At 59.5% G+C, this 24,463-nt stretch carries 21 protein-coding genes and 1 pseudogene; 7 read left to right on the forward strand and 15 right to left on the reverse strand.

Annotation, left to right across the window (positions count from 1 at the left end):
* Positions 1 to 136: 136 nt before the first annotated feature.
* The 3 genes from shc to RIB87_RS12300 form a co-directional block, all read right to left on the reverse strand.
* Positions 137 to 2,050 (reverse strand): squalene--hopene cyclase, encoded by a 1,914-nt coding sequence (gene shc / locus RIB87_RS12290; protein ID WP_350148210.1) that lies wholly within the window; start codon positions 2,048 to 2,050, stop codon positions 137 to 139.
* A 362-nt stretch (positions 2,051 to 2,412) separates the two neighbouring features.
* On the reverse strand, positions 2,413 to 3,009 hold the full coding sequence (locus tag RIB87_RS12295; protein ID WP_350147054.1) for a TetR/AcrR family transcriptional regulator: 597 nt from the start codon (positions 3,007 to 3,009) through the stop codon (positions 2,413 to 2,415).
* 109 nt (positions 3,010 to 3,118) lie between these two features.
* A complete protein-coding gene (locus RIB87_RS12300) occupies positions 3,119 to 4,195 on the reverse strand; it encodes a hypothetical protein (RefSeq protein WP_350147056.1) in 1,077 nt (358 codons plus the stop codon).
* 177 nt (positions 4,196 to 4,372) lie between these two features.
* Between RIB87_RS12300 and RIB87_RS12305 the strand changes: the two genes are divergently transcribed.
* Entirely contained in the window at positions 4,373 to 5,524 is a 1,152-nt protein-coding gene (locus RIB87_RS12305) for a sterol desaturase family protein (RefSeq protein ID WP_350147058.1), read from the forward strand.
* Between the two features lie 85 nt (positions 5,525 to 5,609).
* A pseudogene (locus RIB87_RS12310) lies at positions 5,610 to 5,875 on the forward strand (IS5/IS1182 family transposase); the annotation flags it as partial.
* Between the two features lie 13 nt (positions 5,876 to 5,888).
* Here RIB87_RS12310 and hpnE read toward each other — a convergent pair.
* The 3 genes from hpnE to hpnC are packed head-to-tail and all read right to left on the reverse strand — an operon-like array spanning position 5,889 to position 8,962.
* Positions 5,889 to 7,154: a hydroxysqualene dehydroxylase HpnE gene (hpnE, locus tag RIB87_RS12315; RefSeq protein WP_350147060.1), complete on the reverse strand. Its 1,266-nt coding sequence runs from the start codon at positions 7,152 to 7,154 to the stop codon at positions 5,889 to 5,891.
* A gap of 3 nt (positions 7,155 to 7,157) precedes the next feature.
* Positions 7,158 to 8,054, reverse strand: coding sequence for a presqualene diphosphate synthase HpnD (gene hpnD / locus RIB87_RS12320; protein ID WP_350147062.1), 897 nt, complete (start codon positions 8,052 to 8,054; stop codon positions 7,158 to 7,160).
* Positions 8,051 to 8,962, reverse strand: coding sequence for a squalene synthase HpnC (gene hpnC, locus RIB87_RS12325; RefSeq protein ID WP_350147063.1), 912 nt, complete (start codon positions 8,960 to 8,962; stop codon positions 8,051 to 8,053). Before hpnC ends, hpnD begins: the two co-directional genes overlap by 4 nt.
* 161 nt (positions 8,963 to 9,123) lie before the next feature.
* Between hpnC and RIB87_RS12330 the strand changes: the two genes are divergently transcribed.
* Positions 9,124 to 10,314 carry a glycosyltransferase gene (locus tag RIB87_RS12330; RefSeq protein WP_350147065.1) on the forward strand — a complete coding sequence of 397 codons (1,191 nt, stop codon included), beginning with the start codon at positions 9,124 to 9,126 and terminating at the stop codon, positions 10,312 to 10,314.
* Here the strand turns inward: RIB87_RS12330 and RIB87_RS12335 are convergent.
* The 4 genes from RIB87_RS12335 to RIB87_RS12350 are packed head-to-tail and all read right to left on the reverse strand — an operon-like array spanning position 10,311 to position 14,192.
* A complete protein-coding gene (locus RIB87_RS12335) occupies positions 10,311 to 11,312 on the reverse strand; it encodes an NAD-dependent epimerase/dehydratase family protein (RefSeq protein WP_350147067.1) in 1,002 nt (333 codons plus the stop codon). The genes RIB87_RS12330 and RIB87_RS12335 overlap by 4 nt on opposite strands.
* Before the next feature lie 2 nt (positions 11,313 to 11,314).
* Positions 11,315 to 12,451, reverse strand: coding sequence for an SMP-30/gluconolactonase/LRE family protein (locus RIB87_RS12340; RefSeq protein WP_350147069.1), 1,137 nt, complete (start codon positions 12,449 to 12,451; stop codon positions 11,315 to 11,317).
* Positions 12,441 to 13,535 (reverse strand): sulfotransferase family protein, encoded by a 1,095-nt coding sequence (locus RIB87_RS12345; protein ID WP_350147071.1) that lies wholly within the window; start codon positions 13,533 to 13,535, stop codon positions 12,441 to 12,443. The genes RIB87_RS12340 and RIB87_RS12345 overlap by 11 nt, the downstream gene beginning before the upstream one ends.
* A gap of 3 nt (positions 13,536 to 13,538) precedes the next feature.
* Positions 13,539 to 14,192: an ABC transporter substrate-binding protein gene (locus RIB87_RS12350; protein ID WP_350147073.1), complete on the reverse strand. Its 654-nt coding sequence runs from the start codon at positions 14,190 to 14,192 to the stop codon at positions 13,539 to 13,541.
* A 111-nt stretch (positions 14,193 to 14,303) separates the two neighbouring features.
* Between RIB87_RS12350 and RIB87_RS12355 the strand changes: the two genes are divergently transcribed.
* Complete coding sequence (locus RIB87_RS12355; protein WP_350147075.1) at positions 14,304 to 16,877, forward strand: MMPL family transporter; 2,574 nt, start codon at positions 14,304 to 14,306, stop codon at positions 16,875 to 16,877.
* Here RIB87_RS12355 and RIB87_RS12360 read toward each other — a convergent pair.
* Entirely contained in the window at positions 16,834 to 18,138 is a 1,305-nt protein-coding gene (locus RIB87_RS12360; RefSeq protein WP_350147077.1) for an MFS transporter, read from the reverse strand. The two genes, RIB87_RS12355 and RIB87_RS12360, sit on opposite strands and share 44 nt — an antisense overlap.
* 134 nt (positions 18,139 to 18,272) lie before the next feature.
* On the opposite strand from RIB87_RS12360, the gene RIB87_RS12365 reads away from it, so the two are divergent.
* From RIB87_RS12365 to RIB87_RS12375, 3 genes are read left to right on the forward strand one after another with little or no spacing between them, the layout of a single operon-like run.
* Entirely contained in the window at positions 18,273 to 19,049 is a 777-nt protein-coding gene (locus RIB87_RS12365; protein WP_350147079.1) for a (Fe-S)-binding protein, read from the forward strand.
* Entirely contained in the window at positions 19,049 to 20,479 is a 1,431-nt protein-coding gene (locus tag RIB87_RS12370; RefSeq protein WP_350147081.1) for a lactate utilization protein B, read from the forward strand. The genes RIB87_RS12365 and RIB87_RS12370 overlap by 1 nt, the downstream gene beginning before the upstream one ends.
* Complete coding sequence (locus tag RIB87_RS12375) at positions 20,476 to 21,147, forward strand: LutC/YkgG family protein (RefSeq protein ID WP_350147083.1); 672 nt, start codon at positions 20,476 to 20,478, stop codon at positions 21,145 to 21,147. The genes RIB87_RS12370 and RIB87_RS12375 overlap by 4 nt, the downstream gene beginning before the upstream one ends.
* Before the next feature lie 12 nt (positions 21,148 to 21,159).
* Here RIB87_RS12375 and RIB87_RS12380 read toward each other — a convergent pair whose 3' ends face one another.
* The 4 genes from RIB87_RS12380 to RIB87_RS12395 all read right to left on the reverse strand — a co-directional run bounded on the left by RIB87_RS12380 (position 21,160) and on the right by RIB87_RS12395 (position 24,456).
* Positions 21,160 to 21,927 (reverse strand): Coq4 family protein, encoded by a 768-nt coding sequence (locus RIB87_RS12380; protein ID WP_350147085.1) that lies wholly within the window; start codon positions 21,925 to 21,927, stop codon positions 21,160 to 21,162.
* Between the two features lie 89 nt (positions 21,928 to 22,016).
* Positions 22,017 to 22,922, reverse strand: a complete 906-nt coding sequence (locus RIB87_RS12385; protein WP_350147087.1) for an SDR family NAD(P)-dependent oxidoreductase — start codon at positions 22,920 to 22,922, stop codon at positions 22,017 to 22,019.
* 1 nt (position 22,923) lies between these two features.
* Complete coding sequence (locus RIB87_RS12390) at positions 22,924 to 23,559, reverse strand: TetR/AcrR family transcriptional regulator (RefSeq protein ID WP_350147089.1); 636 nt, start codon at positions 23,557 to 23,559, stop codon at positions 22,924 to 22,926.
* Positions 23,560 to 23,688: 129 nt separating this feature from the next.
* A complete protein-coding gene (locus tag RIB87_RS12395) occupies positions 23,689 to 24,456 on the reverse strand; it encodes a class II aldolase/adducin family protein (protein ID WP_350148212.1) in 768 nt (255 codons plus the stop codon).
* Positions 24,457 to 24,463 lie beyond the last annotated feature (7 nt).

Here is a 24,463-nt window from a genome sequence, read left to right on the forward strand (position 1 = left end):
CGGCCTTCGACATAGTGGCTGGCGCAAAATGTGCGTGCAGCCCGGCCCGAACCAGCACGCACTACTATACCGCTGCACCGCGAATGGACCCCCGATCAGGTCCGGGGAAACGGAATATTGCTGACACGCTTGTTGGCTACATGCCATACGCAACATGCCGGTCGTTGCTCTTCATCAGGTTCTCATACCGCGCCACTGCCCACAGCGGGAAATACGCCGCGTAGCCGTGATACTTGAGATAAAACACCTTGGGAAAGCCGGTGCCGGTGTACAGCTTCTCATCCCACCGCGCGCCATCGCGTTTGGCATTTTCAAGATACGCCACGCCGCGCTTCACAGCATCGCTCTCAACCTCGCCCGCGGCCATCAGGCCAAGCACGGCCCAGGCGGTTTGTGAGGCGGTGCTCTCCTTCACTTCGCTCTTGCGGTCCTCGTGATAGGTCGCGAGGTCTTCACCCCACCCCCCATCAGCCCGCTGACGTGCCTTCAGCCAGGCCACACCGCGCTGCACGTAGGCAGACTGCATGTCCTCACCCGCCGCATTGAGCGCGCACAAGACCGACCATGTGCCATATACATAGTTGGCACCCCAGCGCCCCCACCATGAGCCATCCGGCTGCTGGTCACGCTTGAGATACGCCACACCCTTGGCTATTTCTGCCGCAAATCTTTGCCTGTCGAGTTGCGCCAGAAACGACACACACCGCGCCGTCACATCTTCCGTAGGCGGATCAAGCAGCGCACCGTGGTCAGCGAACGGGATGGAATTCAGATAAAAATGTTCGTTCTCAGGCTCAAAAGCCCCCCAGCCGCCTGACGACGACTGCATACCAACAACCCACTCCGCGGCGCGCTCAATACTCTGGGTATATTCCGGCTTGCCCGTGCGGTGCATTGCCATGGCCACAACGGCGGTATCGTCCACGTCCGGGTAATAGTCGTTGTTGTACTGAAACGCCCAGCCGCCCGGCCGCACATCAGGCCGCCGCACAGCCCAGTCGCCCACCACATCCAAAATCTGCTTGTCCTTGAGCCAGTCGAGCGCGCCATCCAGCGCGTCATCGCCCGCTTCAAGGCCGGATTCCATCAAGGCATGAGACGCCAGACACGTATCCCACACCGGCGACACGCACGGCTGGCAATAAAGCTCGTCGTCGGTTTCCACCAGCAGCCGCTCGATGGATTCCCTGGCAATCATCAGGTTCGGGTCATCCTTGGGGTAGCCCAGTGCGTCATACGCCATCACCGAATTGGCCATAGCTGGATAAATCGCGCCCAGCCCGTCCAACCCGTTCAACCGCTCGGTGAAAAACGCCACCGCCTTGTCGATGGCCCGTTTGCGCAAGCCTTTGGGAAACGCCGGCTCACAAAACCGCAGCACTTTGTCGAGCACCAGAAAACAATCGCCCACAAAGCTGCCATTGGGGTTGATGTTATACACTTTCTCATCTTCGGGCGGCGTCACGAACAGTTCACGGATGGTAATGCCCGTCGGGTTGCGCGCCTGCGCCTTCAACGCATAGAGCACCAGCAGAGGCGCAATCACTGTGCGCGACCAGTAAGCAATTTTTGACATGTGAAACGGAAACCAGCGCGGCAACAGCATGACTTCCACCGGAATAACCGGCACACCACGCCACGGGATCTGCGCGAACAGTGCCAGCATGATCCGTGTAAAGACGTTGGCCTTGGACGCTCCACCGCGTGCCAGCACCCAGTCTCGCGCACGCACCATGTGCGACGCATCAATATCCTCGCCGGTCAGCTTCAGCGCCCAGTACGACTTGATGGTGGCCGAGATATCGCCGTCACCATCATGAAACAGCGGCCAGCTTCCATCCGCGTTCTGGATGCGGCGCAGATAGCGCGCAATCTTTGCTTCCTTGGCCGGGTCCACATCATCCAGAAAATGCTGCAGCAACACATATTCGGACGGAATGGTACTGTCGGCCTCAAGCTCAAAAACAATGTGCCCGTCGTCGCGCTGCATCTCAACCAAGCGATCGGCCTGTGTCTTGATAAGCTCCTCGCGCGCCACGCGGGCAGCCATCGCCTGCTCGGCTGTTTCTTCCGTGTCCTGCGGGCCGAACTCAACAACCGTCACGGGTACTCTCCCCTGTTTTTTGTGGTGTCTTTGGCGGACTGCTCTGAATGGTGCAGTGCAATACTAGCGGCGGGCACGCCCAAACAGCAAGCCCGGCATATCCGCTGCTAGGGTCAAAACCCAATCAGCGCATTGATCTTGCGGCGCAAATCGTGATTCCGATGGCGTAGAGCTTTTGGAGGATGATTCATGGCGCACTGCTTGGCTTGTGGGGAAAAAGGGGGCGCGAAAAATCAGGCGGTCGGCCTACGGTCCACCCCTCAGGCCACCGACGGTGGATAAGATGGGTTAGAGTGCAGAGCAGCGCCTCAGCTCTCGTTCGAAATCAGCGACAAAAGGACGTTGATCACGTTTGTGGACAGCGTTTCAGGTGGATCAAACCGCAAGCGGCTTAGGTTGATCGGTAGCGCTAGACAGCCGTGAATCGCAGACCAAAAGAACTGCGCCATCTCGTGGCGATCAAAATCTACAAACACGCCTGAAGCTTGTCCTTCCTCGAATGCGGCGCACAAACCCCGATAGAAGAACTCATCTCCTAGGTCGACTTTCTCGACGTAGTTCTTTCTTCCATCGGGGACTGGGAGAAACACATACTTGAAGAAACGGGTGTTTGTGATTGCGATGCTTGCGTAGTCCTGCAGCAAACAGCGCACCTTCTCTGCTGGATCATGGGAAGCATCGTAGTTGGCCTGCATAGCAGCCCGGATCTGGTCAACTGGAACAGACCAAACCGCCTGAGCGAGGTCATCGCGACTCTTGAAATACGTATAGAATGTTCCGACCGAGATCTGGGCTTCTTCGGCCACATCTCTAATTGTAATGTCGTCCCATGCCTTTGCATCGTTGGGCGCAATTTCGCGACGCTGTCCCAACCGCACTGCGGCTTGGCAAATTTGATGGCGCATCCTCGCACGCTTTTCATCGGTTATGGGTGGCCTCGGCACAGTTCACTTTGTCCGAAAGTTTATTCCATTCCTCACACACGTCGTGCGAGCCCATAAGCCATACAGAGATTTATTCTACTTCGCACCTAAGAAAATGGTCCTCTAATATGGAGCCGATGAGCATCTCTCCATCGAGCATCGTCGCTACGCTTGAACCCGAAAGCTCGGTTCCATCGTTCATATAGATTGTCTCAAACGTCATGGGCGAACTGCTGACTTGCACTGCAATGACATGCGAAGGTGAAAGGCTGTTTGCATCCCTCACATGCTCGAGCAGAGGAAAAAGTTTGGGATGAGCGCCTGCTAATAGCCTGCCATCCTCAGACCATTCCAAGTTGTCCACCGCTGTGTTTACATCCAGCTTCTCGACGAACTCCCACTCGCGCATTGACGCTCCCCTGCGGAAACGTTTGACCGAGCGTCCGAGGGCCTCGGCTATAAACAGGGTCTGTCCGTCTTCGGAAATTGCAAGCCCATTTGCACCCTTGATGCCCTCGACAGCAAGAACTCCCGTTTGACCGTCAAAGTAGGAAACCGACGACCAGGACATTCCAAAGTAGTCTTCAATCGTCGCCATTATCGACGGTTGGGGGCTGCCATGGTCATTTGAAACAAAGAACTGGTTTCTGCCGATCGCCTTGATATCGTTTGGTGAGATCAACTCCGGATAGTGAAAACGACCTTTGAGCGTAAGGCTATGATCTTCGGCGACATCGAATACGAGTATCTCGTCTTCGAAACGCGAAGGGTGATTGACCATGTACAATTCCCGCTTTCCATCTTCGAGTTGCAAGAGATCGATGCCATGCGGATGAAACGGCTGCTCAATCTGCACATTTAGAGGTTCGGGTCGACTGTCTGGCTGTGACAAATCGAGCAACCAGATATCACCATTCTTAACCTTTGCGGTGCTGCCGCTGCGATAGCTGTCGAACACTTCGCGTCCGTTGCCAGCCGAAATGAAGGCTACGCGGTTCACTCGGTCGATGTTGATGTCTTCCGACCCGGCTGGTCCCTCCATCATGGTACACGCGCCTACCGATACCGGTTCGATCTCGACGAAGGCGCCGGAATCGCGAGAGATGCGCCACGCCTGCCATCCAATCAGCAACAGCACAGCAGCAATGACGATGGTTTTCTTCGGCAATTCTCTTCTCCCTCTGAAACTCAAGTTCCAGCGCCTTCGGCAGGCACCATGTTTCTACGTCAGCTTGACGATAGGTCTTCGGTTAGTATATTGAACAGGTTCATTTAATCAATACGCGCTGTGGTGCCGTTCTGATCCGCGAGTGCCAACCAGCGCATTTCAACCGAGAAATTCACCATGCAGTCAACTGACGCCAAGGCTCTCAAGAACCGGAACCTGCCTGCGCGCGCTCCGCTCGCCAGAGCTTTCGAGAAGTGGCTTGGGATGCCGCTCAACCTGATCGAAGCGATTCTGTCTTACGTCATCGTTCGCCCATTGAATTGGGCGCTGCGGCACCTTGATTGGCTGTCGCACAGACTGGAAGGCACGTTGCTGCGACGGGTTCTGCAGCACACAATCTTTCCCGCTACTATGGTCATCTCGCTTTATCTCAGTTTTGAGTTTGTCGAGAATGGTGGCGGGCTCAATTCCCTCTTAGTACTTGCGCTCATACCCGTCATTGTGGGCCTGTTTGTAGCTCCTCTGGAGCGCCTGATGCCGTTCAGCCGCAACTGGCTGGAGGGTAAAAATGACATGTCCGTCGATTTGATGATGTTCTTTTCCGGAGCATTCTGGAACGGATTCTCCAGGTTCCTGCTGCAGGCTTTATTCATTGTTGGCATTATCGAAATGGTGGAGCCCTATGGTCACGACCTTTGGCCTGCACAACTGCCCGGAGTGGTCCAGGTATTCCTCTTCATCCTGCTCAAGGACTTCTTCCGATACTGGTATCATCGCGCTCTGCACGAGGTGCCGTTTCTGTGGCGTTTCCACGCGGCTCACCACTCGGTTGAGCGTCTCTATTGGCTCAATGGCATTCGCAGTCACCCAATCGAGGTGATCGGTCAGGCGCTGCTCTTCGCGGTGCCGCTGGCCCTCCTTCAGCCATCGGTCGAGATCGCGGTCGTAGCTGTTCTGATGCAGCTAAGTATCGGGATATTTCAGCACGCCAACCTCGATCTGAAGCTGGGCTTCTGGGAATACATCTTCTCGATCGGCGACAATCACAGGTACCACCACTACCCCGACAAACAGGTTGGTGATTCCAACTACGGTGGCGAGTTCATTGTCTGGGATATCCTGTTTGGAACGTTCCACAAGGTGAATGGCGAGCGTCCGCAGGACAAGATCGGTATTGGCACCGCGCCAAACTATCCGATGACAATGGCAGGACTGCTGATTGCGCCGTTCCTGCCCGATCAAAAGGTCTTCGGTGCGGAGCACGATGGTCAAGCCAAGGCCGAAAATCAGCCCGATCAGGAGGCAGCGTCGCTACAGAGGGCACTTTGATCCCTGAGGCAGATACGCCCCGACGGCTCAGCCCCGTGATCGCTTCGCACAAAACAAACAATTGAAGAGGGATTTGAGCCGGAGGCGCCCCTACGCCTTCGAACTGACGCGGGCAATGTCTTGGATATGAAAGTGGCCGGTATGCTGCTCCACTGCGCTGCCGCCGCCCGCTACATCATTGCCGACAAGGGCCATGACGCCAATGCGAGCCGCAAGAGCCTGGGTCAGGATCGTATGGTTCCTGTCATCCCGGGGCGCAGCAGCCGGAAGCGCAAGATCGTCTACGACAAGCTCGCCAGGGACTTTCTGTCCGCTGTCACTATCGCCATCCTCGTCGCCTTCTGGTTATAAGTGAGTCTGGACCCTAGGCAGCCTTCATGCGTCTGAGCACACTTTCAGCCGCACTGCCTCCCGAGCGAATAGCCCCTTCGATGGTGGCTGGCAGACCGGTATCTACCCAGTCTCCCGCCAACATCAGATTGGCCCATTGAGTTTGCGTCCTGGGTCGCTTTGCAACACCTGCGGGCGACTGGTCGAACGTCGCCCGCCGCTCCTTGATGACTTTCCCGGCCACATATTCCCGATCAATAAGACCAAGAGCAAAGCGCGTTTCTTCCCAGAAAAGCGGCAGCAGTTCCTCAGCCGGGCGATCTGCCAGATCACCGGCAGCCGAAACCGTGAGGCTGACAATATTGCCACGCACGAACGCCCAGTGCGCATGTGCATTGATAAGACCGATCACCCCCACGCCGTCCGGCTTGGGAGCCGGACGCTGCAACCGGAAATGCACATTCAAAATGGTCTCACCTTCACCGGGAAACTCCATATCCGGCAAAATGTCGTGCGCGCGCTGCGGCGGCACCGCCAGAATAACCGCATCATGAGGCTGCACGCTCACCGTACGGTCACCAAACACAAGGCCGGTTATCAGCCCATCGGTTTTCTCGATATTGCGCAGGCGCGTGTTGAACTGCACGGGCCGGTTGGTACGCCCCAACCTGCGAACGGCAGGATCAATAAAAGCTGGTCCCAGGCCCTTTTTGGCGATCAGCGGACGGCACGCCTGCTCACCCTTCAGGAAGGTTTCGCGCAGCACCGGCCACATCAGACGCGCCGCCCCCTTTTCGGGAAGGGTGTTGAGCACCGCCACCACCAAAGGCTCCCAGAAGCGCTGAAACAGCGGCCCGCTCGTCGCCATCAGATCCGCCATCGTCTGGTCAGGTTTGGCGAACGGTATTTTGAGACCGCTGAAATAATGATGCAGCCGGGTGTCCGGCACCCGCCGATCTGCCGACATCACCCACCACGGGATCGGTCCCCAGTTGGGCTTCAGCGTCCAGCGTTCTCGCGTTTTGGCGTCAATGAACGGGAACGCCGCCCTGGACGGCCCGGATAGCGCATCCCCTGAGCCGATCGCCTTGAGATAGGAGAGCGCTGATTTATTACCGCTCAACAGCAGGTGATTGCCGTTATCTATCATGTGGTCCAGGGTCTTGTCGTAAAACGACCGGCACCGTCCGCCCGCGTGGCCTGCCGCCTCATACACCTGCACCGGCACGCCCGCACCCTCAAGCGCAACCGCTGCCGAAAGGCCCGCAAGGCCTGCTCCGATCACATGAACTGTCGGCACCCGTCAGGCCCCCTTGCCCGCAGGCGCACGCGGCGGCACGAACAGATAGCGCAGCGCAATGCCAAGTTTCGCCGGTTTGCTCAGCTTTATCGGCGTGCCTTGCGCAAAATCGCGTTCTTCCATCATCCGCAGATACCGCTCATAGACACCCATCATCAGCAATGCCGGACGCACGTCGCGCCAGTTGAGATGCACAAGCAGCGCCTGCGCCTCGGCAAACCAGCCCCGCGCCTCACGCCCCAGACTACGCGCCACATCCTGCAGTGCGGGATGCGACACAATGGCGGCGGCATCGCGCGTGGTTATATTGTGAGCGTTCAGAAGCTCAGCGGGCAGATAAACACGACCCATTTGCGCGTCTTCGTCAATGTCGCGCAATATGTTGGTAAGTTGCAGCGCATTCGCCAGTGCAAGCGCATAGCGATCCTCAATGTCGCCACGTCCCGCCCCGAACACCGGCATGGACAGCAAACCCACGGCCCCCGCCACACGGCGACAATAGGCCATGAGACGCGCATGAGATGGCGCGATGAGCGGCCCCTCAACATCCATCTCCATGCCTTCAATCAACAGCTCGAACTCACCGCGCTCAAGGTCAAACCGCCTGATGGCAGGAACCAGCGCAACACCCACTGCGGTCTGCGGCGCACTTTGATAGACCCGCGCAATTTCGGCGCGCCATTCTTTCAGGCCGGCCATGCGTTCATCATAGGTGCCGCCTTCGTCTGCAATGTCGTCAACCTCGCGCGCGAAAGCATAGATGGCGTACATCGCCTCACGACGCTCGCGCGACAGGATGCGCATACCAGCCGCAAACGATGTGCCGGACCGCTTGACGATCTGCGCTGCATGGTGGGCAGCGGCCTGCGGGTCCATGATGCCGGTTGACGTCTGCATCATTGCCCTCTCCCGCCTGTTACAAAGCCTGCCACAGCGCCGCAGACGGTCGCAGTAAAAAAATCCCACTTGCTGAGCGCCACCCGCGTTGCCAGCGGATCAGCTCGCCGCAGGCGGGCAGCCAGCCGATGCGCCAGACGGAAGATAACGGCAGATTCCATCGCCAGCCTGCGCGACCGCAACGCACGCGGCAGTTTGCCGGCCTGCGAAAGCTGTGCGTCCACATCATCCAGAAGCCGGTCGATGACAGTGCGCAAACCTGGCGTCAGCGACGGGCCGCGCAGATCAGCAATCTCAGCACCGGCGGCGTTCAGCATGTCGCCCGGCAGATAGCACCGATCCATGGTCATCAGGTCTTTGCCGCAATCCTGCAAATGGTTGAGGATCTGCAAAGCCGTACATAAACCATCCGAATACCGATAAACCAGCGCAGCTTTGCTCGCACCACCTTCATGCAGATCAAGCAGAAACCGCCCTACCGGGTCCGCCGACATGCGGCAATAACCATGCAACTCATCAAGCGAGGCATATCGTCCGCGAACCGCATCCTGACGGAACGCCCTCAGCAACGCGCGCGGGTGTGTCGCGTCAAGACCATGAGCGTGCAAGAGCCTGGCAAGTTCGGCACCTCGGCTGGTGTCGTCTGCCTCAAGGCTCGCTTCCATGGCATCCAGCCGCGCCAGCTTTGCATCTGCCGACAATGTGGGGTTGTCCGCAATGTCGTCCGCAGCACGGGCAAAGCCATAAAAAGCCATGACGACAGGCCGAAACCGCGCGGGCAACAGCACCGATCCAACGGGGAAGTTTTCATCACGTGCGCCTTTGCCGGAGGGCGTTTCCGCGCGCGCCGCTGCACCTGGCACGGTGCGGTGCTGATCGGCGGCAGTGTGGGAGGCGGACGGGCTATCCATCAGGCTGAAAGGACTCGCTAGGGATATGGAAACCCGCACGCTATCGCGTCCCACCGTGGGCGGCAAGAAAGCGGCTGATTGCGTTAAGGGTTGAGATAAATCGCGCTATAGTCAGCCAACAAGCGTCCCCCTGCCTCGCCCACAATACCCGGCCCCATGCCATGAACTTTCTGATTGATCTGGCGACATTCGAACTCAGTGCCCTTGCTCTTCTGGCGCTCGCTGCGTGGGTCTTTTTGACCTGGGGCCGTGCCGGTTTCTGGCGCGCCGACACATGGCTTGTTCCGGAGCCGCGCGATCAGGGTGCCGGACGGCAAGCCCCGCGCGTTGCCGTCATCATTCCCGCGCGCGATGAAGCGCCAACCATCGGCCAAACGCTCGCATCGCTCACCAGCCAGCACTATGATGGTGATCTGGCAATCTGGGTCGTCAACGACCAGAGCACGGACGCAACCGGCGACATTGCCCGCGCCGCATCAACGCCTCGATGCCCGGTGAGGGTCATCGACGGTGATGCTCTGCCCGACGGCTGGAGTGGCAAGGTATGGGCCCTCGCACAGGGCGTTGAAGCCGTTGCGCACAACACGGACTATCTGCTGCTGACCGACGCCGACATTTTGTATCGGCAGGGAACGCTGGCCAAGATAATCAATAAGGCCGAGCACAACTCGCTGACCTTCGTATCATTGATGGCAAAACTGGATGCACGCGGGCCGTGGGGAAAATTGCTGGTGCCAGCCTTCATCTATTTTTTCCAACTGATCTACCCGTTCAAACGCACTAACACCCGCTATGACCCTTTGGCCGGCGCCGCAGGCGGTTGCTTCCTCGTTCGCCGTGATGCGCTTGAAGCGGCAGGCGGCCTGCAGACCATCAAGGGCGACATCATCGACGATTGCGCACTCGCCAAAGCCTTGAAACGCGCCCGCCCGGCGCACGACACGCTGACCGCGCTGACCCATGACGTCGTGTCATTGCGCGACAACCGCTCACTGGAAAGCATCTGGAACATGGTGGCGCGCACCGCCTTTACCCAGCTTGGCTATAGCTGGCTGGCGCTCGCCGGAGCCATTGCCGGATTGGCGCTGACGTTCATAGTCCCGGTCTGGGCGGTAGCAGCATGGGCACTCGGCGACACGTCCTTTGGCATCTCGCTTATCGGGTTGGCCGCATGGGTGCTGATGGCCCGCACCTATTGGCCGACGATCAGAATGTACGGGTTGTCGGCTGGATGGGCCTTCGCCCTGCCCGCTGCCGCCGTGATATATGGCGCGGCAACGGTTGCATCAGCCATTCGCCATGCCAAAGGTAGCGGCGCGCGGTGGAAAGGCCGATCTTACCCGGCCCGCTAACGCGCCCAGTGACCTTCACGCTCGAACCAGGCCAGCAAATCCACAAGCGTTTGATCCAGAGGACGCGACGCACGACCAAACAGCTCTTGCGACCGTGACATATCAAACGTCACCGGCCGTCGTGCCAGCCGCACACCCGTGAGCGGTGCCTTGGGCGGACGTTTGGTTACATGGGTGCTCATGGCCTCCTCAAGGTGAGCAAAGGTCTGCGCAACCACTCCCGGCACCCGCATGCGCGGCATCTTCACGCCACTCACCTTTTCAAGCCGGTGCAAAAAATCACTCATGCGGATGTTTTCACCGCCCACAAACACGCCCGTCGGCGGCGCATCCACATCAAGCAGCGCGATAATGTCCGCTGCCATATCGCGCACGTCGCCAATGTTCATCCAGCTTTCCAGATAGGCCGGCGTCCTGTCCGACACATAATCCAGCACCATGCGGGTTGGTGGCGTGAAGCCATCATCACCGGGACCAAGCGGCATTGTGGGAATAGCAATCTGGACCATGTCGCCCGCCGCACGCGCCTGACGCATGGCTTGTTCCGCCGCCCATTTTGAACGCGGATAGGGCCCCAGCATTGCGTCAAGTGGCGGCACATCATCTTCTGTCACCATGCGCACCGCACCACCGGCATGTCCGCTGATCCGCGTTGTGAGGGACGAAACATGCACCACGCGAACACCAGCAGACCTCGCGGCGCTGAGCACCGTCACGGCACCCGTGTGATTCACACGCTCAAAGTCCGCAACGTTGCGCGTCCACAAATGTGGAATGGCCGCCAGATGCACAACATGTGTCGCACCTTTCAGCGCCGAGGCAACGCACTCCGCGTCCGTCACATCCCCGCAGCACCATTCCATATTCAGGCTGGCAGGCATGTCTTCAGGCGGTGGTTGCAGATCAAGCACGCGCACCATGATCCCCGCCGCGCCAAGCTGCTGCACCACATGACGACCCAGAAATCCTGCACCACCTGTCACCAGCGCTAGCGTCATCCTTAGCCCCTGTCCGCGGCTGACGGCATTACGGGTGTACACACACCAAGACCATGATCCCAGGCGGAGGAGACAATCAGTTTGCCCGCCGCTTCAAGCGCGGTGGTTGCCGCGCCCGGCACACCCGGCGTGTCAGCATCCACAAGCAGCGTGGTGGTGCCATCAGGCGCAACCGCCACAACACGGCTGGTGGGAACACCTGTCAGCCCGTTCATGTGCAAAAACAGCGCGAAGGGCGACGGGTGAACAGCCACGATGAGCGCGCCGCTCTCATTGACTGTAATGTTGTCGGGCCCACCCTGAAAGCGCACCATCACGGTGGCATCGCGGTCACCTTGCAGCAACGCCTCACCTGTCAGGGCATACACGGCGCTGTCGCGGGATGCCGCAAAAACAATACGACCACGCGTGTCCAGCGTAATGCCATTTGCAAACGCAACAGAATCGAACACCGTTCGGGTATCCGCCACGCCAGCCGTGCCAAATGTCACCCGCAGCACACCGGCGCTATGCCGGTCAAAAGCCCGCTCGGCCCACAGCGCCCAGCCGTCGCAATTTGCCTGATCATAGGTGACAAGCGTTGTTGCGGAGTCAACCACCACCACATCGTTGGCGCGGCAAAATGCATCTCCCCCCGCCCGACCAGTAAGCTGGAAGTCGGTGCCTGCCGCATCAAAAAAAAGAACCTCACCAGATATGCCATCCGGTGTCACAACACGGTTGACGAGGCCCAACCGGCGCACCCCGTCATGGTCAAACAGGCCTATGCCATGAGGCAAAAGCCGCACCGGGGTTTCGGCAAAAACGGCAATGCGCGTGGCTGAGAGCGATGTCACAGGTGAGACCTCAAGTTGCTCGAGGCCAAGCCAGTAAAGCCCCCCCTCAGGCACAGTCACGCCTTCAGTTATTCCCGAAGCCAGGGCCTCATCCACCGCATGTCGGTCATAGGCACTCAGCAGCACACGGTTGTTTGCGCCATCCAGCGCCATATCCTCAATACCCGTGATCCGCTCGCCGTCCGCCGAAACAACCGGCAGATGCGTACATTGCATGGGGCCGGCATGTCCGTGAAACGGCATGAAGGCGGCAGCAACAGCCAGCACAACGACGCGGCTACACGCTGTACCACTACTCCGCATTCAACCCGGGCCGCGTGTACTGTCCGCGTTGCAGGTACACGCCCAAACGCGCCTCCACCAATTTTGCGGATGTGTCGGAATAGTCAAACTTGTTTTTCCTGAAGCCTGACACAGACCGCAAATAAGCCTCGAAGCGCGGGCGCACCGCATCAAAGCCCGGCAGGCCAAGGCTCGTGTAAATGCGCTCAAGCTCGGCTATTGGCGCGCGGTCGAGATCGGCATAGGCAACGTCCACGCGTTGCGACGCGGGAATGGACGGCCACTCGGTGTCAATCAACCCCATGATGCGCTCATAAACCGACAGCACCACTTCATCAATATGCACATGCCCATAGGGCTGCAACGCCAGTTGCTTGAACAGCTTGGCGTAAAAGTTTCTCATGCTCTCAAACACTTCATAGGGGTTGCGCTGAATGTGGATAAACAGCGCATCCGGATAGAGTTTATGCAGCATCGCAACGCGGCTTGTGTAAACCGGGTTTTTTATCAGCAGGCGTTTGCGGCCCTGTTGCAGCCACAGCTTGCGCAGAAAATACGTGAATGTTTCCTGCCACTCGGCAACCTCATCCTCCGTACACCCCTCAAAAAACAGGCCGCGTTTGAGATGATGGTCAAAAGCACGCGGAAAATAAATGCCGTGATAAAAAGACAGCGGCGACATGTTGGCCAGCGCAATCTCGTCTTCCTGCGGCGAATCCGGCTTGACGGGAATATTGTCAATGTACCGGGTCTCAGGCAGCGCTCGGTCAATCACCGGCTTGAGCGCACGGCCCAGCAGCAGCATGTCCCACGGCAGGCCTGTGGCCACCGGCGGTACAAAACCAAAATCATCCTGCACCATCAGATTATACAAATGCGTGGTGCCGCTGCGCCAGTGGCCGACAATGAAAACCGGCGGTGGCATCTCACCGGACGTCGCAAGCCGTGCCCGCGTATATCCGCGTTCAATCAGCGACAACGGCGTGCGCCCGACAACTGCCGCCATCAGCCCCGCAACCTCTGCCCACGACGACGCAGGTAGCGCACCACTTTGTGACAGCACCCGCGCGAACGTTTTGAAATTACTACCGGTGAGCGGATGCATGGGCTAAGGGCCGCCTGCCACTATCTGTGCGGATTTTTTCCGCAATGCATCTGCCACAGCCTGCGCACTCTGGCGCGCCAGCGACGACAGCTCCGAGCGGCGGCGTGCAGCCTCGCTGACGCCGTCATACAGAACATCCGTGATGCCCACCTCGCCGCTTTGCGAGGCAACCACCACATAGCTCAACTGCACCGGGTCGCCCGAACTGCGGTTGAGCAACGTATTCACAATAAGCGCCGTGCCGGGGCCAGGCTCCACGTCGCCGCTTTCAAAACTTATGGGCAAGGGTTTGGCAAACCGGCTGACATAGTTGGCCACCACGAAGCTGCGATATGCGTCAACAACCAGTGCCTGTTCCGCTTCGTCATAGCCCCGATACGTCGAGGGGCCGATGGACTGCGCGGTCAGGCCAGGGAGGAAATACGTCGTATCCACCACACTGCCGATAAACTCGGCAGAGCCCCCAGTTCCCAACGTCTGACCGTTTGCCATAAGCTGCTCAAGCCCCGCATGAAGGGCCTCGACTTTGGCAACGGCGTCCGCCGGGTCAACCTGTGCTTTGGCCGGCATGGCCAGAACAGCAAGAACCAGCATGATGCCCGCCACAAAACGGGCGCAACTTGTGAGCAAAGAGTGGAGGTTGTGGGTCCAGGGCATTGCGTTGATCCGTTCGCAGTTGCTGTTACATACAAGGCGCGCGTCGGCATACAGGCTACGACTGTTTCCCGCCGTCATCTATCGTCTCACATGAGCATGTACCATAGCTGAATGTCACGATTCCTTGCCACCATTGTGGGTGCCATCACCCGCCACCCCCGCACAACCCTTGTGGGGCTGCTGCTTGTCACACTTCTGGCTGCATGGTTTGCGGTCACTCACTTTCGTGTGAATGCGGATCAGGCATCATTGATTGCACCCAACGCTGAGTTTCAGGTGCGGTTTGACGCGTTTCGCGAGGCGTTCCCGGCTTACAAGCGCACGACCCTTGTGGTGGTTGAAGCCGCATCCCGCAGCGCCGCGCGCAGCGGCGCCATTGACCTGGCGCAGGCGCTCGCCACCCGCGATGACCTGTACCGCGATGTGTTCACCACCGCCGCATCGCCTTTTTTTCAGACCAACGGCCTGCTCTACCTCGATACGCCTGACATAGCCGCACAACTGGATGCCGTCGTCGAGGCCCAGCCCGGCATCGCCATCGCCACCGATGAAAAAGGCCTTGGCGGGCTTCTGACACTGCTGCGTCAGGGCACAACCCAGCTTGACGAGACCGGCAACGTGAACCCGGCCCTGCTGACGCTGGCCCGCGACCTGACCCGTGCCGCAACAGCCTTTGCCGCTGACGACAACGCTCCCATACGCCTGTCGCTGGGCACCGCGCAGGCAGGTACCGAGACCGCGATTGAACTCATCACCATCCAGATCCGCGAAGACGCAACCGACTTTCTGTCGCCCCGCGCCAAGCTTGACGTGATCCGCCAGACCGCAACTGATCTGGGACTGACGCCCGAAGCCGGATATCGGATTCGCCTCACCGGCAACATTCCCCTGTCGGTGGAGGAACTGACCCAGGTGCGCGACAGCCTGGGCCTGGCGGGCGCCCTATCATTTGCCATGCTGGCAATCGTGCTGGGCTTCGGTGTGCGGTCAGCGCGTATCGTCTCGGTACTGGTGCTGACGCTCGTGCTCGGCGGCGTATGGTCCATGGCGTGGGCGATGCTGAGCATCGGCGAGGTCAACCTGCTGTCAGCCAGCTTTGCCATTCTGTTTGTCGGGCTGGGCATCGACTTCGCCATCCACCTTGCCTTGCGCGCACAGGAGGATGTGGAGGCAGGCATGGGCACGCCGGAGGCCCTCACGGCAGCCGCTGGTGACGTCGGCCCTGCCATCGCGCTGGGCGCGCTGACGTCGGCCATCGGCTTTCTGGCGTTTCTGCCGACCGACTATAAGGGCTTTGCTGATCTGGGTGTTATTGCCGGAGGCGGTATGGCGCTGGCTTTCATTGCGGCCATCACGGTTATTCCGGCGAGCCTTGCCGCAGGCGGCGTGCCGCACCAGCGCCGCGCCGGGGAAAAGTTTTCAGCCGTTACCGCCGGTGTGTTTGCGGTGGTGGAGCGCCACGCCCGAACCATTGTTATTGCCGCCATCGCCATCGGGCTTGCCTCTGCTGCTATCGCCACCCGTGCCAGCTTTGATTTTTCAACGCTCGCGCTCAAGAATGCTCAATCGGAACCAATCGAGGCGCTGGCCGACCTGCAACAACGAGGGCTGGTAACAGACTATGCCGCCTACGTGGTTGTGCCGTCGCTGGAAGAGGTTGACCCGATAGCACAACGTCTCACCGCGCTGCCTACAGTCGCAAGTGTGCGCACAGCCGCGGGGCTCATTCCCGCCGACCAATCCGAAAAACTTCTGTTGATAGAAGATGCCGCCTTTTTGTTGTTTCCCCTCAAAGCCAAACTGAATGCTCCCGCCGCACCCGTGCCTGCCGATCTTTCACTGTCAGCACCCGACACAACCGATGCGCAAACCCGCACTGCCTACGCCATGCTTGAAGCAGCGCTTGCAGCCCTGCCCTCTGACGCGCTGATACAGTTCAACGCCCGTGTCGCCGCGCAGGTAACGCGCGAGCTTGAGATGCTGCTGGCAGTGCTGGACGCCCGCCCCGTCACCTCGCTTGACCAGGTGCCGCCGGAAATCCTGGACCGGTACATTTCCCCGTCAGGTGCAGCCCTCGTCATCGGCCTGCCTGCAGGTGATGTCACCCGCACAAGCGAGCTGAATGCGTTTGTCCGCGATGTAAAATCAGCATTCCCCGACAGCACCGGGCGTGCAGTCGTGGAAGCAACCGTGGGCGACATTGTGGTCAACGCCTTCATCACGGCGCTGGTGCTGGCGCTGAGCGCCGTCACCATCATCATTTTCATGGCAACCCGCAGCCTTGCGGACACAGCGCTGATTTTGATGCCACTGCTGCTGGCCGCCCTCGCCACCACGGCAACCGGCGTGCTCATCGGTATGCCGTTCAATCAGGCCAATATCATTGTTCTGCCGCTCATCATGGGGCTAGGCGTGGACAACGGCATTCACGTGTTGATGCGCTACCGGCAGGACGGCTCGCTTGATCGTCTGATGACATCATCAACACCGCGCGCGATTATTCTCAGCACACTGACCACCATTGGTGCGTTTGGCGCGCTGGGCATATCGGTTCATGCAGGCACCGCCAGCATCGGCATTCTGCTGACCATCGCCATGGTGTTTTTATTGATTGCAACGGTGTTTGTGTTGCCCGCAGCGCTCAGCCTGCGTCACCCCCGCTCACACGCCCACCCGGCGGCATAGGGTCGCCCGGCTCCTCTACATGCGCATCTGCATCCGGGTCGTCGAAGCGCGGGTCCATCATGGCAGCACCGGGAGACGTGGGCCGCGCGGTGGCCACAAACACATCCTTTTCCTCATCCGGCACCTGCTTGCGCTGGCTGATGCGGTAAACAGCATAGCCGCCAAGCAGCGTGTGAATAAGCGCCGTGAACACAAAGACGCCGGCCTGCAGGCCAAACGTGATGAGCGCCGCAGCGATCAACGGACCCACCGCAGACCCGATGCCGAACACCAGCAGCAACCCGCCTGATACCAGCACAAACTCCGTGGGATCAGCGTGGTCATTCGTGTGCGCCACGACAAGGCCGTAAAGCGAAAATGCCGAGATGCCAAACCCCACGACCAGCGCGTAGCCCACAAGGCCGGGCGACGCAAACATAACCATGGCAATACCCGCGACCGCGCCAATGGCGCTCACACCGCCAATGACCCGGCGACGGTCAATCGCATCCGACAGCCGTCCAAACGGCAACTGCGCGCACGCCCCCGCTACCAGCGCCAGGCTCATGAAAATGGCAACGCCGGTGGTGCTGAAGCCGATGGTCTGCGCATAGACCGGGCCAAGCGTGCCAAATGCGCCATTCGCCAACCCCACGGCAAACGCCCCCCATGCGCCGACCGGCGACAGGGTATAGAGCCTGCTCAGGTTCAATACTGTGCGGCCCGGCGGCAGGGGAGCGGGCAGCAGGGTGAGTGACGTTGGAATGAGCGCCAGAATGAACAGGATGCCCGCGACAACAAACATGGTGATCTGCAACGGATCAAACGCCACAAGCGACATCTGCCCGGCGGTAACGGCCGTGAGATAGACGATCATGTAGGTGGAAAAAACCCGGCCGCGGTTCTCGTTTGTGGCGCGCTCATTGAGCCAGCTTTCAATAATCATCGCAGCACCGGCAATGGCAAAGCCTGCGACCACCCGCAGCACAAACCACACCTCAGGATAAACCAGCAGCCCCTTTGCCAGCATACCGACAGCCGCCAGCGCCGCCACAACGCCGAACGTGCGGATATGCCCGACCCGCGTCAGCGCAACGGGAATGAGGTAGCACCCGGCGATAAAGCCCAACGCATAGGCCGTACCGAAAAAACCGATGGTAAAGTCTGAAAAGCCCTCAAGCCCCGCGCGTACAGGCACCAGAATGCCCTGCTGCCCGGCGGCGAAATACAAAATGAGCGTTGTGAACAGCAGTACGCTGATCGGCAGAACAGTTTTTCGCAAACCCGGTGGCTCCTCTTGACCAATGCGCTTGGTACGCGCTCACAAAGGCAGGGTCAATGAGGCTGCAAACCCATTTGCGCTTGTGGCCCCGGAGAGGTCTAATGCGCCAAATAAAGCCAAGGAAAACCATCCGGATGTCGCAGCGTTCCCCCACACAATCCGCGCTCACCTCAAAGCGTATCGGCCTGTTTGCCACCTGCCTGGTCAATACCATGCGGCCCCGTGTCGGCTTTGCAGCGCTCACGCTGCTGGAGGATGCGGGCTTTGCCGTTGACGTGCCCGGCGACCAGACCTGCTGCGGCCAGCCCAACTACAATTCCGGCGACCGTGCCAGCGCCCGCAGCTTTGCGCTCTCCTTCGTCGCGCTGTTTGAAGCGTTTGACTATGTGGTGGTGCCGTCAGGCTCCTGTGCCGCCATGGTGCGCGTGCATTACCCCCGCCTGTTTGACGATGGCGACCCGGACAAGGCGCGTGTGGAGGCGGTTGCCGCCAGGACATATGAACTTGTGTCCTTCCTCGCAGATGTAGCAGGCGTCAGCAGCATCCAGGCACAGCACACCGGCAGCGTGACCTATCACGATGCGTGCTCCGGGTTGCGCGAACTCAAAGTGAAAGCCCAACCGCGCAAGCTGCTTGGTGCGATGGACGGCGTCGAGCTCAGGGAGATGGAAGACGCCGAAGTCTGCTGCGGCTTTGGCGGCCTGTTCTGCGTCAAGTATCCGGATGTCTCCGGCGAAATGGTGCGCAAGAAATCCGACGAGATTGTAAAGACACAAGCCGATGCCCTGGTCACCGGCGATGTGGGCTGCCTGCTCAACATGGAAGGCGCCCTTGCCCGCCGGGGCGACAAGGTGCGCGCGTACCATGTGGCCGAAGTGCTGGCCGGCATGACAGATGAGGACAACCGCTGATGCACGTCACATCATCACAGTTCTCAGACCGCGCCAAAGACGCCATCAGCAACGAGCAGTTGCAGGCAGGCTTGTTCATTTTCGGCAAGATTTTTCCGCTGCTGCGTGACGCCACCGCTTCGCAGTTGCCTGAGTTTGAAGCGCTGCGCGACAACGCCCGCGACATCAAGGTTCATACCCTTCAAAATCTTGGAACCTATCTCGAAGCCTTCGAGGCACGGGTAACGCAAGCAGGCGGACGCGTTCACTGGGCGCGCACGGCACTTGAAGCCAACAGCATTGTCGAACGTCTGTGCAAAGAGGCAGGTGCCAAAAACATCATCAAGTCAAAGTCGATGGTGACCGAAGAACTGGAACTCAACGACCACCTGATCGGCAAGGGCTATGATGTTGTCGAAACCGACCTTGGCGAATACATCATCCAGCTTCGCCACGAAAAGCCATTTCATATTGTTGGCCCCGCGCTGCATCTCACAGCCGCCCAGGTGTCTGACACCTTTTACGAAGCCCACCAGAAGCATGGCCGCACTCAAAAGGTGGACGACAAGGTAAAGCTGGTGGAAGAAGCCCGCATCGTGCTGCGCGAACGCTTCAAGAATGCCGACGTGGGCATTACCGGCGCAAACTTTCTGGTGGCGGAAACCGGCCAGATCGCGCTCATCACCAATGAGGGCAACGCGGACCTGTCAGCAACTCTGCCTAAAAAACACATCGTCGTGACCGGCATCGAAAAAGTGGTGCCGACCCTAGACGACATGGCCGTGCTGCTGCGGATTCTGGCGCGCTCGGCCACGGGTCAGGAAACCTCCAACTACGTGTCGCTGTATTCAGGCCCGCGCCGTGAACGCGATGCGGACGGCCCTGCGGAGTTTGATGTGGTGCTGGTGGATAATGGCCGCACCGACATGTTGGGCACGCCGGTTGAAGACATGTTGCGCTGCATCCGCTGCGGGGCGTGTCTCAACTCCTGCCCGGTATTCACAACTGTTGGTGGCCAGACATACGGGTCGGTTTATTCAGGCCCGATGGGGGCTGTATGGACGCCCGCGCTGGCCAGCGTTTCAAGTGCGGCCAAGCTGCCCAACGCCTCAACCTTCTGTGGCAAATGCGAAGACGTATGCCCGGTGCGCATTCCCCTGCCCTCGATGATGCGGCACTGGCGCGAAAAGGAGTTTGAGGCCCATCTCACGCCATCGGGCCAGCGCTGGGGATTAGGCGTCTGGGCATGGCTGGGCCAACGGCCGTCGCTCTATCGTGCCGCCACTAACCTGGCTGGTATCGGCCTGCGGCTGATCGCCAGGCCAAGGCGCGGCGCACCTGTCGCCTCGTGGCTGCCGTTTATCGGCAAGGGGTGGACGCAGTCGCGCGACCTGGCAGTACCCAAAGAACCAACTTTCCTTAGTCAGTACAAAGAGGGTCGCCGCCGATGAGTGACGCCCGCGCTGCCATTTTCGCCAAAATCAAGGCCGTTGACGCCAAACGCACAACCACGGACCCCGCTGCGGCAAAGGCGCGGCTTCAATCTCCTCCGCCGCAACTGGTGCCCGCCATGGGCCGCCTGACAAAGGATGAGGCCCGCGATACTTTCATCACCAAGGCAATAGCCCTCGGCTGCACCGTCGCGGATTGCACAGGCATGGAAGCCGTGCCCGCAGCAGTTGCTGCATATCTGAGCGAGCAGAAAACGGATTTGGCGGTCGCCCTGCCTGCTGACGATGATCTGGCGCCCCTTGGGTGGGTACCCGCCGGTCTTTCAACCAGCGACACAATCGACAGACAGGCACTCGATGGTGCCACATCCGTGACCCGTGCCCGCGCCGGCGTGGCGGAAACCGGCGCTGTGGCCGTCATGTCCGGCAGCCGATACCCGGTCAGCCTTGGCCTGCTGCCGGACCGGCACATCATCGTGCTGCGGGTGGATGAGATTGTCGGCGGCTATGAAGATGTGTGGACGCTCGCCCGCGACGGGCGCGACAACCAGGGCATGACCCGTGCATTGATTTTTGTCGGCGGCCCATCGCGCACCGGCGACATTGAAGCCACGTTGGTAATGGGCGCACACGGTCCGCGTGCGGTGCACATCATTCTGGTCGCCTGACCGGAAAAGTACCTAGGCTGCCTGCGCGGGAGCCTGCGCCTGTGCCGCTGCCAGATGATCCGCAAAGACTTTGCGGTAAGTATCAGGCCGCACAACACCAAGCTGCTTGCGCACATCTTCGAGGGGTGCGTGCAGCAGACCTTCCCAGTCCTCACCGGCCCACCAGGTGGCGCGACGACCATTCCGGAACCCCTCCCACACAGCTTTCCACAGCCGCTTGTCGCCGGATTCGCGCACACCACCGCGTGTGCCGAAATAGATAATCATCGCAATGCCGATATTGCCAAGCTGGGCGAACGAGAAGGCCAGCAATGACAACTCCCCCAGACCGTCACGGCCATAGCCGGTGGTGACGTGCCACAGATCGTGCATATCGCGGGTGCGGTTGGAATACAGTTCCTGGTCCTTGGTCAGCGTCCAGCGACCACCTTCCACATTGGCCTGCTTGAGACCATCAGCGGACAGATTCTCGCGTTCCACAAACTCAAGATAGGCGCGGCCCAGCGAGCCATCGGGCATGGCACGCAGCGCGTCACGGTCATTGAGCACAGTCGCAAGCTCCTGCCGTGTGGCCATCACGCGGCGACCAACGGGGGACTTGATAAAACGCTTGAAGCTCTTTTGCCGGGATGGCCCGCTCATGGCGCGGATGATGCGAAAAACCTGCGCTGTGTCTTCAGGATCTTCCATCAGCTTCGCCATCGCCTTCATGGCGAGACGCGGCTGATACCAGTTCGACTGCGGAATCTCGGCTTCAGGTGACATATCTGCAGATGCCATGACGGCACTCCTCCCGACAATTATGTCAGTAAGATGGGGTGTGATTTATCCGTGCGCAATAGTTTTCAGCAGCAACCCTGAAAAACCGCTTAATCCTGCCCGTCGCGCAGGGCTGCAACCGCTGCCAGCTGGTGCTCTTTGGCGTCAGGCGACACACTTTTGACGGACGCACTTTCGCCCGCCGCATCAAAATCCGCCGAGATTCGCTCAAACCGCTCCGCCGTGAATGACTTGAACTCCGGATGCGTGAACGCATAAAGCCGGTTCTCCAGAATGCACTCCACCACGCGCTCCCCCACCACCTCGGCGGGAATGCCCGCCTCAATGGCCTGGTTGGATTGCGCAATCGCATCCTGATCGGGCGCTTTGTCATTTGCATATTTGTCAGAGCGCGTGCGCCGCGAGGTGCCGATCTGTGTTTTCACAAAGCCGGGGCACAGCACGGAGACGCCAATGCCGAACGGCTCAAGCTCCATCGACAAATCTTCCGACATACCGACCACGGCATATTTTGTTGCCGTGTACGGACCAAATCCTGGGATCGGTACAAGACCCGCCATCGACGCCGTGTTGACCACATGGCCGCCCTCACCGTGCTGCTTGATGAGTGGCACGAAGGCTTCAATGCCCCACACAACGCCTTTGAGGTTGACATCAATGGACCATTCCCAGTCCGACGGCGTCACTTCGTCCATCGGCCCGCCCGCGCCAATGCCCGCATTGTTGCAAACAATGTGAACCTTGCCGAACCGCTCAATGGTTTTGGCAGCGGCCGCCCGCATGGCATCGCGGTCAGACACATCCAGCACCACACCATCCACCTGCGTGTTGCTCTTTGACAAAAGCTCCACCGCAGCCTTCAGCGGTGCTTCTTCAATGTCCGCCAGCATCACATTGGCCCCGCGCGCCGCGAAGCTTCTGGCCATTGCAAGGCCGATACCGCTGGCACCGCCGGTAATGAAAGCGGTTTTCCCTGAAAAATCGGTCACTGGCATTTTAGTGTTCCTTGCTGAGACCAAGCCCGGCGGCGAGAAATGCCATCAGCGCATCCAGCACCTGAACCTTATCTGCTTCATCCACCGCCGCCCGCTCGCCGGCCTGACGTATCATTCCAGGGATCGCGTAGCCCACGTAATCGGTATCCACATGCGCGCCGATAAGCCCCGCACTCTTCCATTCCGCCAGACGCTCTGCCCATTGAATGCCCCAGCGGCCCATCAGAATGGACCCGCCATCACCGCCGTCAATCACGCTCATGTCGGTAAGGGCAGCCGCGAGAATGCCCGGATGCGCCTGCGAAAACTCGTAAGTCAGCCGGATGGTCTCGCGCATGGCATCATAGGGCGTGCCGTCTGCGGGGAGCCGCGTCTCCACATAGGTTTCAAGCGCTTCCGCTGCCTGCTCGGCGAATGCCAGAAAGCACGCCTGCTTGTCTTTGAAATGCAGATAGAACGTGCCGTGGCCAACACCTGCCGCGCGCGAAATATCCTGCGGGCGCGTGGCGTGAAAGCCCTTGGCTACGAACAGCTCCTGCGCCGCCGCCAACAGCTTGGCGCGCGTGTCGCCACGCCCGTGCTGTTTGGACGCCCCGGTGCTGATGCCATCAGCGCTGATCTGTGTCACATCATTCATGCATCAAGTCTCACCCAAACTGACAAATTGTCAATCTGCAAAAGAAAATCGGCAGCGGGATTATTTCCGCTGCCGATAAAACATAATGGCCTTAACCAGCCAGCGCCCCAAACTGTGCCCAACCCGCAGCTAGGTGCGGTAAGTGGGGTCCTGCCGGTCGAGCTTACGCAGCATCGGCGGCCACACCAGCGGGCTGGCGGACCCGTCAAACAGCACTTCGCTTTGGTGGGTGGCTTTTTCGTGGGTGCCCTGCGGCGGATTATTGATATCCACACCACCCGCCAGCGCACGGATCTGCATGGTGCAGGCGCGCTCAAGGTAATACATGGCCAGGAAGGCGGCTGGAATATCCGGCCCCACCGTCAGCGTGCCGTGGTTGCGCAACAGCATGAACTGCTTGTCGCCCAGATCCTTGACGATGCGATCGCGCTCCTCGTGGTCCAGCGCCACGCCTTCATATTCGTGATAGGCAATCTCGCCGCACTGCATGGCGTGCTGGGTGATCGGCATCAGGCCCGCAGCCTGCGACGACACGGCCACACCATCATTCGTATGAAGATGCATCACGCATTTTGCGTCTTCGCGCGCCATGTGAACGGCGGAGTGAATGGTAAAGCCGGCCGGGTTGATGTCATACGGACTGTCCATCACCTTGTTGCCGTCCTTGTCCACCTTCACAAGCGACGACGCAGTGACTTCCTCAAACATCATGCCGAACGGGTTGAGCAGAAAATGATGCTCCGGACCCGGCACACGTGCTGAAAGGTGAGTGAACAACAGATCATCCCAACCATGAGACGCGACCAGCCGGTAGAGCGCTGCAAGGTCAACGCGGGTCTGCCACTCTTCGGGCGATACTTTGTCTTTGACGGATTCAATCTCGTCATATTTTGGCATTTCAAAA

The sequence above is a fragment of the Pyruvatibacter sp. genome (genome assembly GCF_040219635.1).
Lineage (GTDB): Bacteria > Pseudomonadota > Alphaproteobacteria > CGMCC-115125 > CGMCC-115125 > Pyruvatibacter.

Coding starts and splice junctions, on each gene's coding strand:
- RIB87_RS12340 (WP_350147069.1), bottom strand. CDS start 12,451: ATGCGGAGTAGTGGTACAGCGTGTAGCCGCGTCGTTGTGCTGGCTGTT.
- RIB87_RS12345 (WP_350147071.1), bottom strand. CDS start 13,535: ATGCATCCGCTCACCGGTAGTAATTTCAAAACGTTCGCGCGGGTGCTG.
- RIB87_RS12375 (WP_350147083.1), top strand. CDS start 20,476: ATGAGTGACGCCCGCGCTGCCATTTTCGCCAAAATCAAGGCCGTTGAC.
- hpnC (WP_350147063.1), bottom strand. CDS start 8,962: ATGGATAGCCCGTCCGCCTCCCACACTGCCGCCGATCAGCACCGCACC.
- RIB87_RS12350 (WP_350147073.1), bottom strand. CDS start 14,192: ATGCCCTGGACCCACAACCTCCACTCTTTGCTCACAAGTTGCGCCCGT.
- RIB87_RS12335 (WP_350147067.1), bottom strand. CDS start 11,312: ATGACGCTAGCGCTGGTGACAGGTGGTGCAGGATTTCTGGGTCGTCAT.
- RIB87_RS12380 (WP_350147085.1), bottom strand. CDS start 21,927: ATGGCATCTGCAGATATGTCACCTGAAGCCGAGATTCCGCAGTCGAAC.
- hpnD (WP_350147062.1), bottom strand. CDS start 8,054: ATGATGCAGACGTCAACCGGCATCATGGACCCGCAGGCCGCTGCCCAC.
- RIB87_RS12355 (WP_350147075.1), top strand. CDS start 14,304: ATGTCACGATTCCTTGCCACCATTGTGGGTGCCATCACCCGCCACCCC.
- RIB87_RS12365 (WP_350147079.1), top strand. CDS start 18,273: ATGTCGCAGCGTTCCCCCACACAATCCGCGCTCACCTCAAAGCGTATC.
- RIB87_RS12390 (WP_350147089.1), bottom strand. CDS start 23,559: ATGAATGATGTGACACAGATCAGCGCTGATGGCATCAGCACCGGGGCG.
- RIB87_RS12330 (WP_350147065.1), top strand. CDS start 9,124: ATGAACTTTCTGATTGATCTGGCGACATTCGAACTCAGTGCCCTTGCT.
- RIB87_RS12370 (WP_350147081.1), top strand. CDS start 19,049: ATGCACGTCACATCATCACAGTTCTCAGACCGCGCCAAAGACGCCATC.
- RIB87_RS12395 (WP_350148212.1), bottom strand. CDS start 24,456: ATGCCAAAATATGACGAGATTGAATCCGTCAAAGACAAAGTATCGCCC.
- RIB87_RS12305 (WP_350147058.1), top strand. CDS start 4,373: ATGCAGTCAACTGACGCCAAGGCTCTCAAGAACCGGAACCTGCCTGCG.
- shc (WP_350148210.1), bottom strand. CDS start 2,050: ATGGCTGCCCGCGTGGCGCGCGAGGAGCTTATCAAGACACAGGCCGAT.
- RIB87_RS12295 (WP_350147054.1), bottom strand. CDS start 3,009: ATGCGCCATCAAATTTGCCAAGCCGCAGTGCGGTTGGGACAGCGTCGC.
- RIB87_RS12385 (WP_350147087.1), bottom strand. CDS start 22,922: ATGCCAGTGACCGATTTTTCAGGGAAAACCGCTTTCATTACCGGCGGT.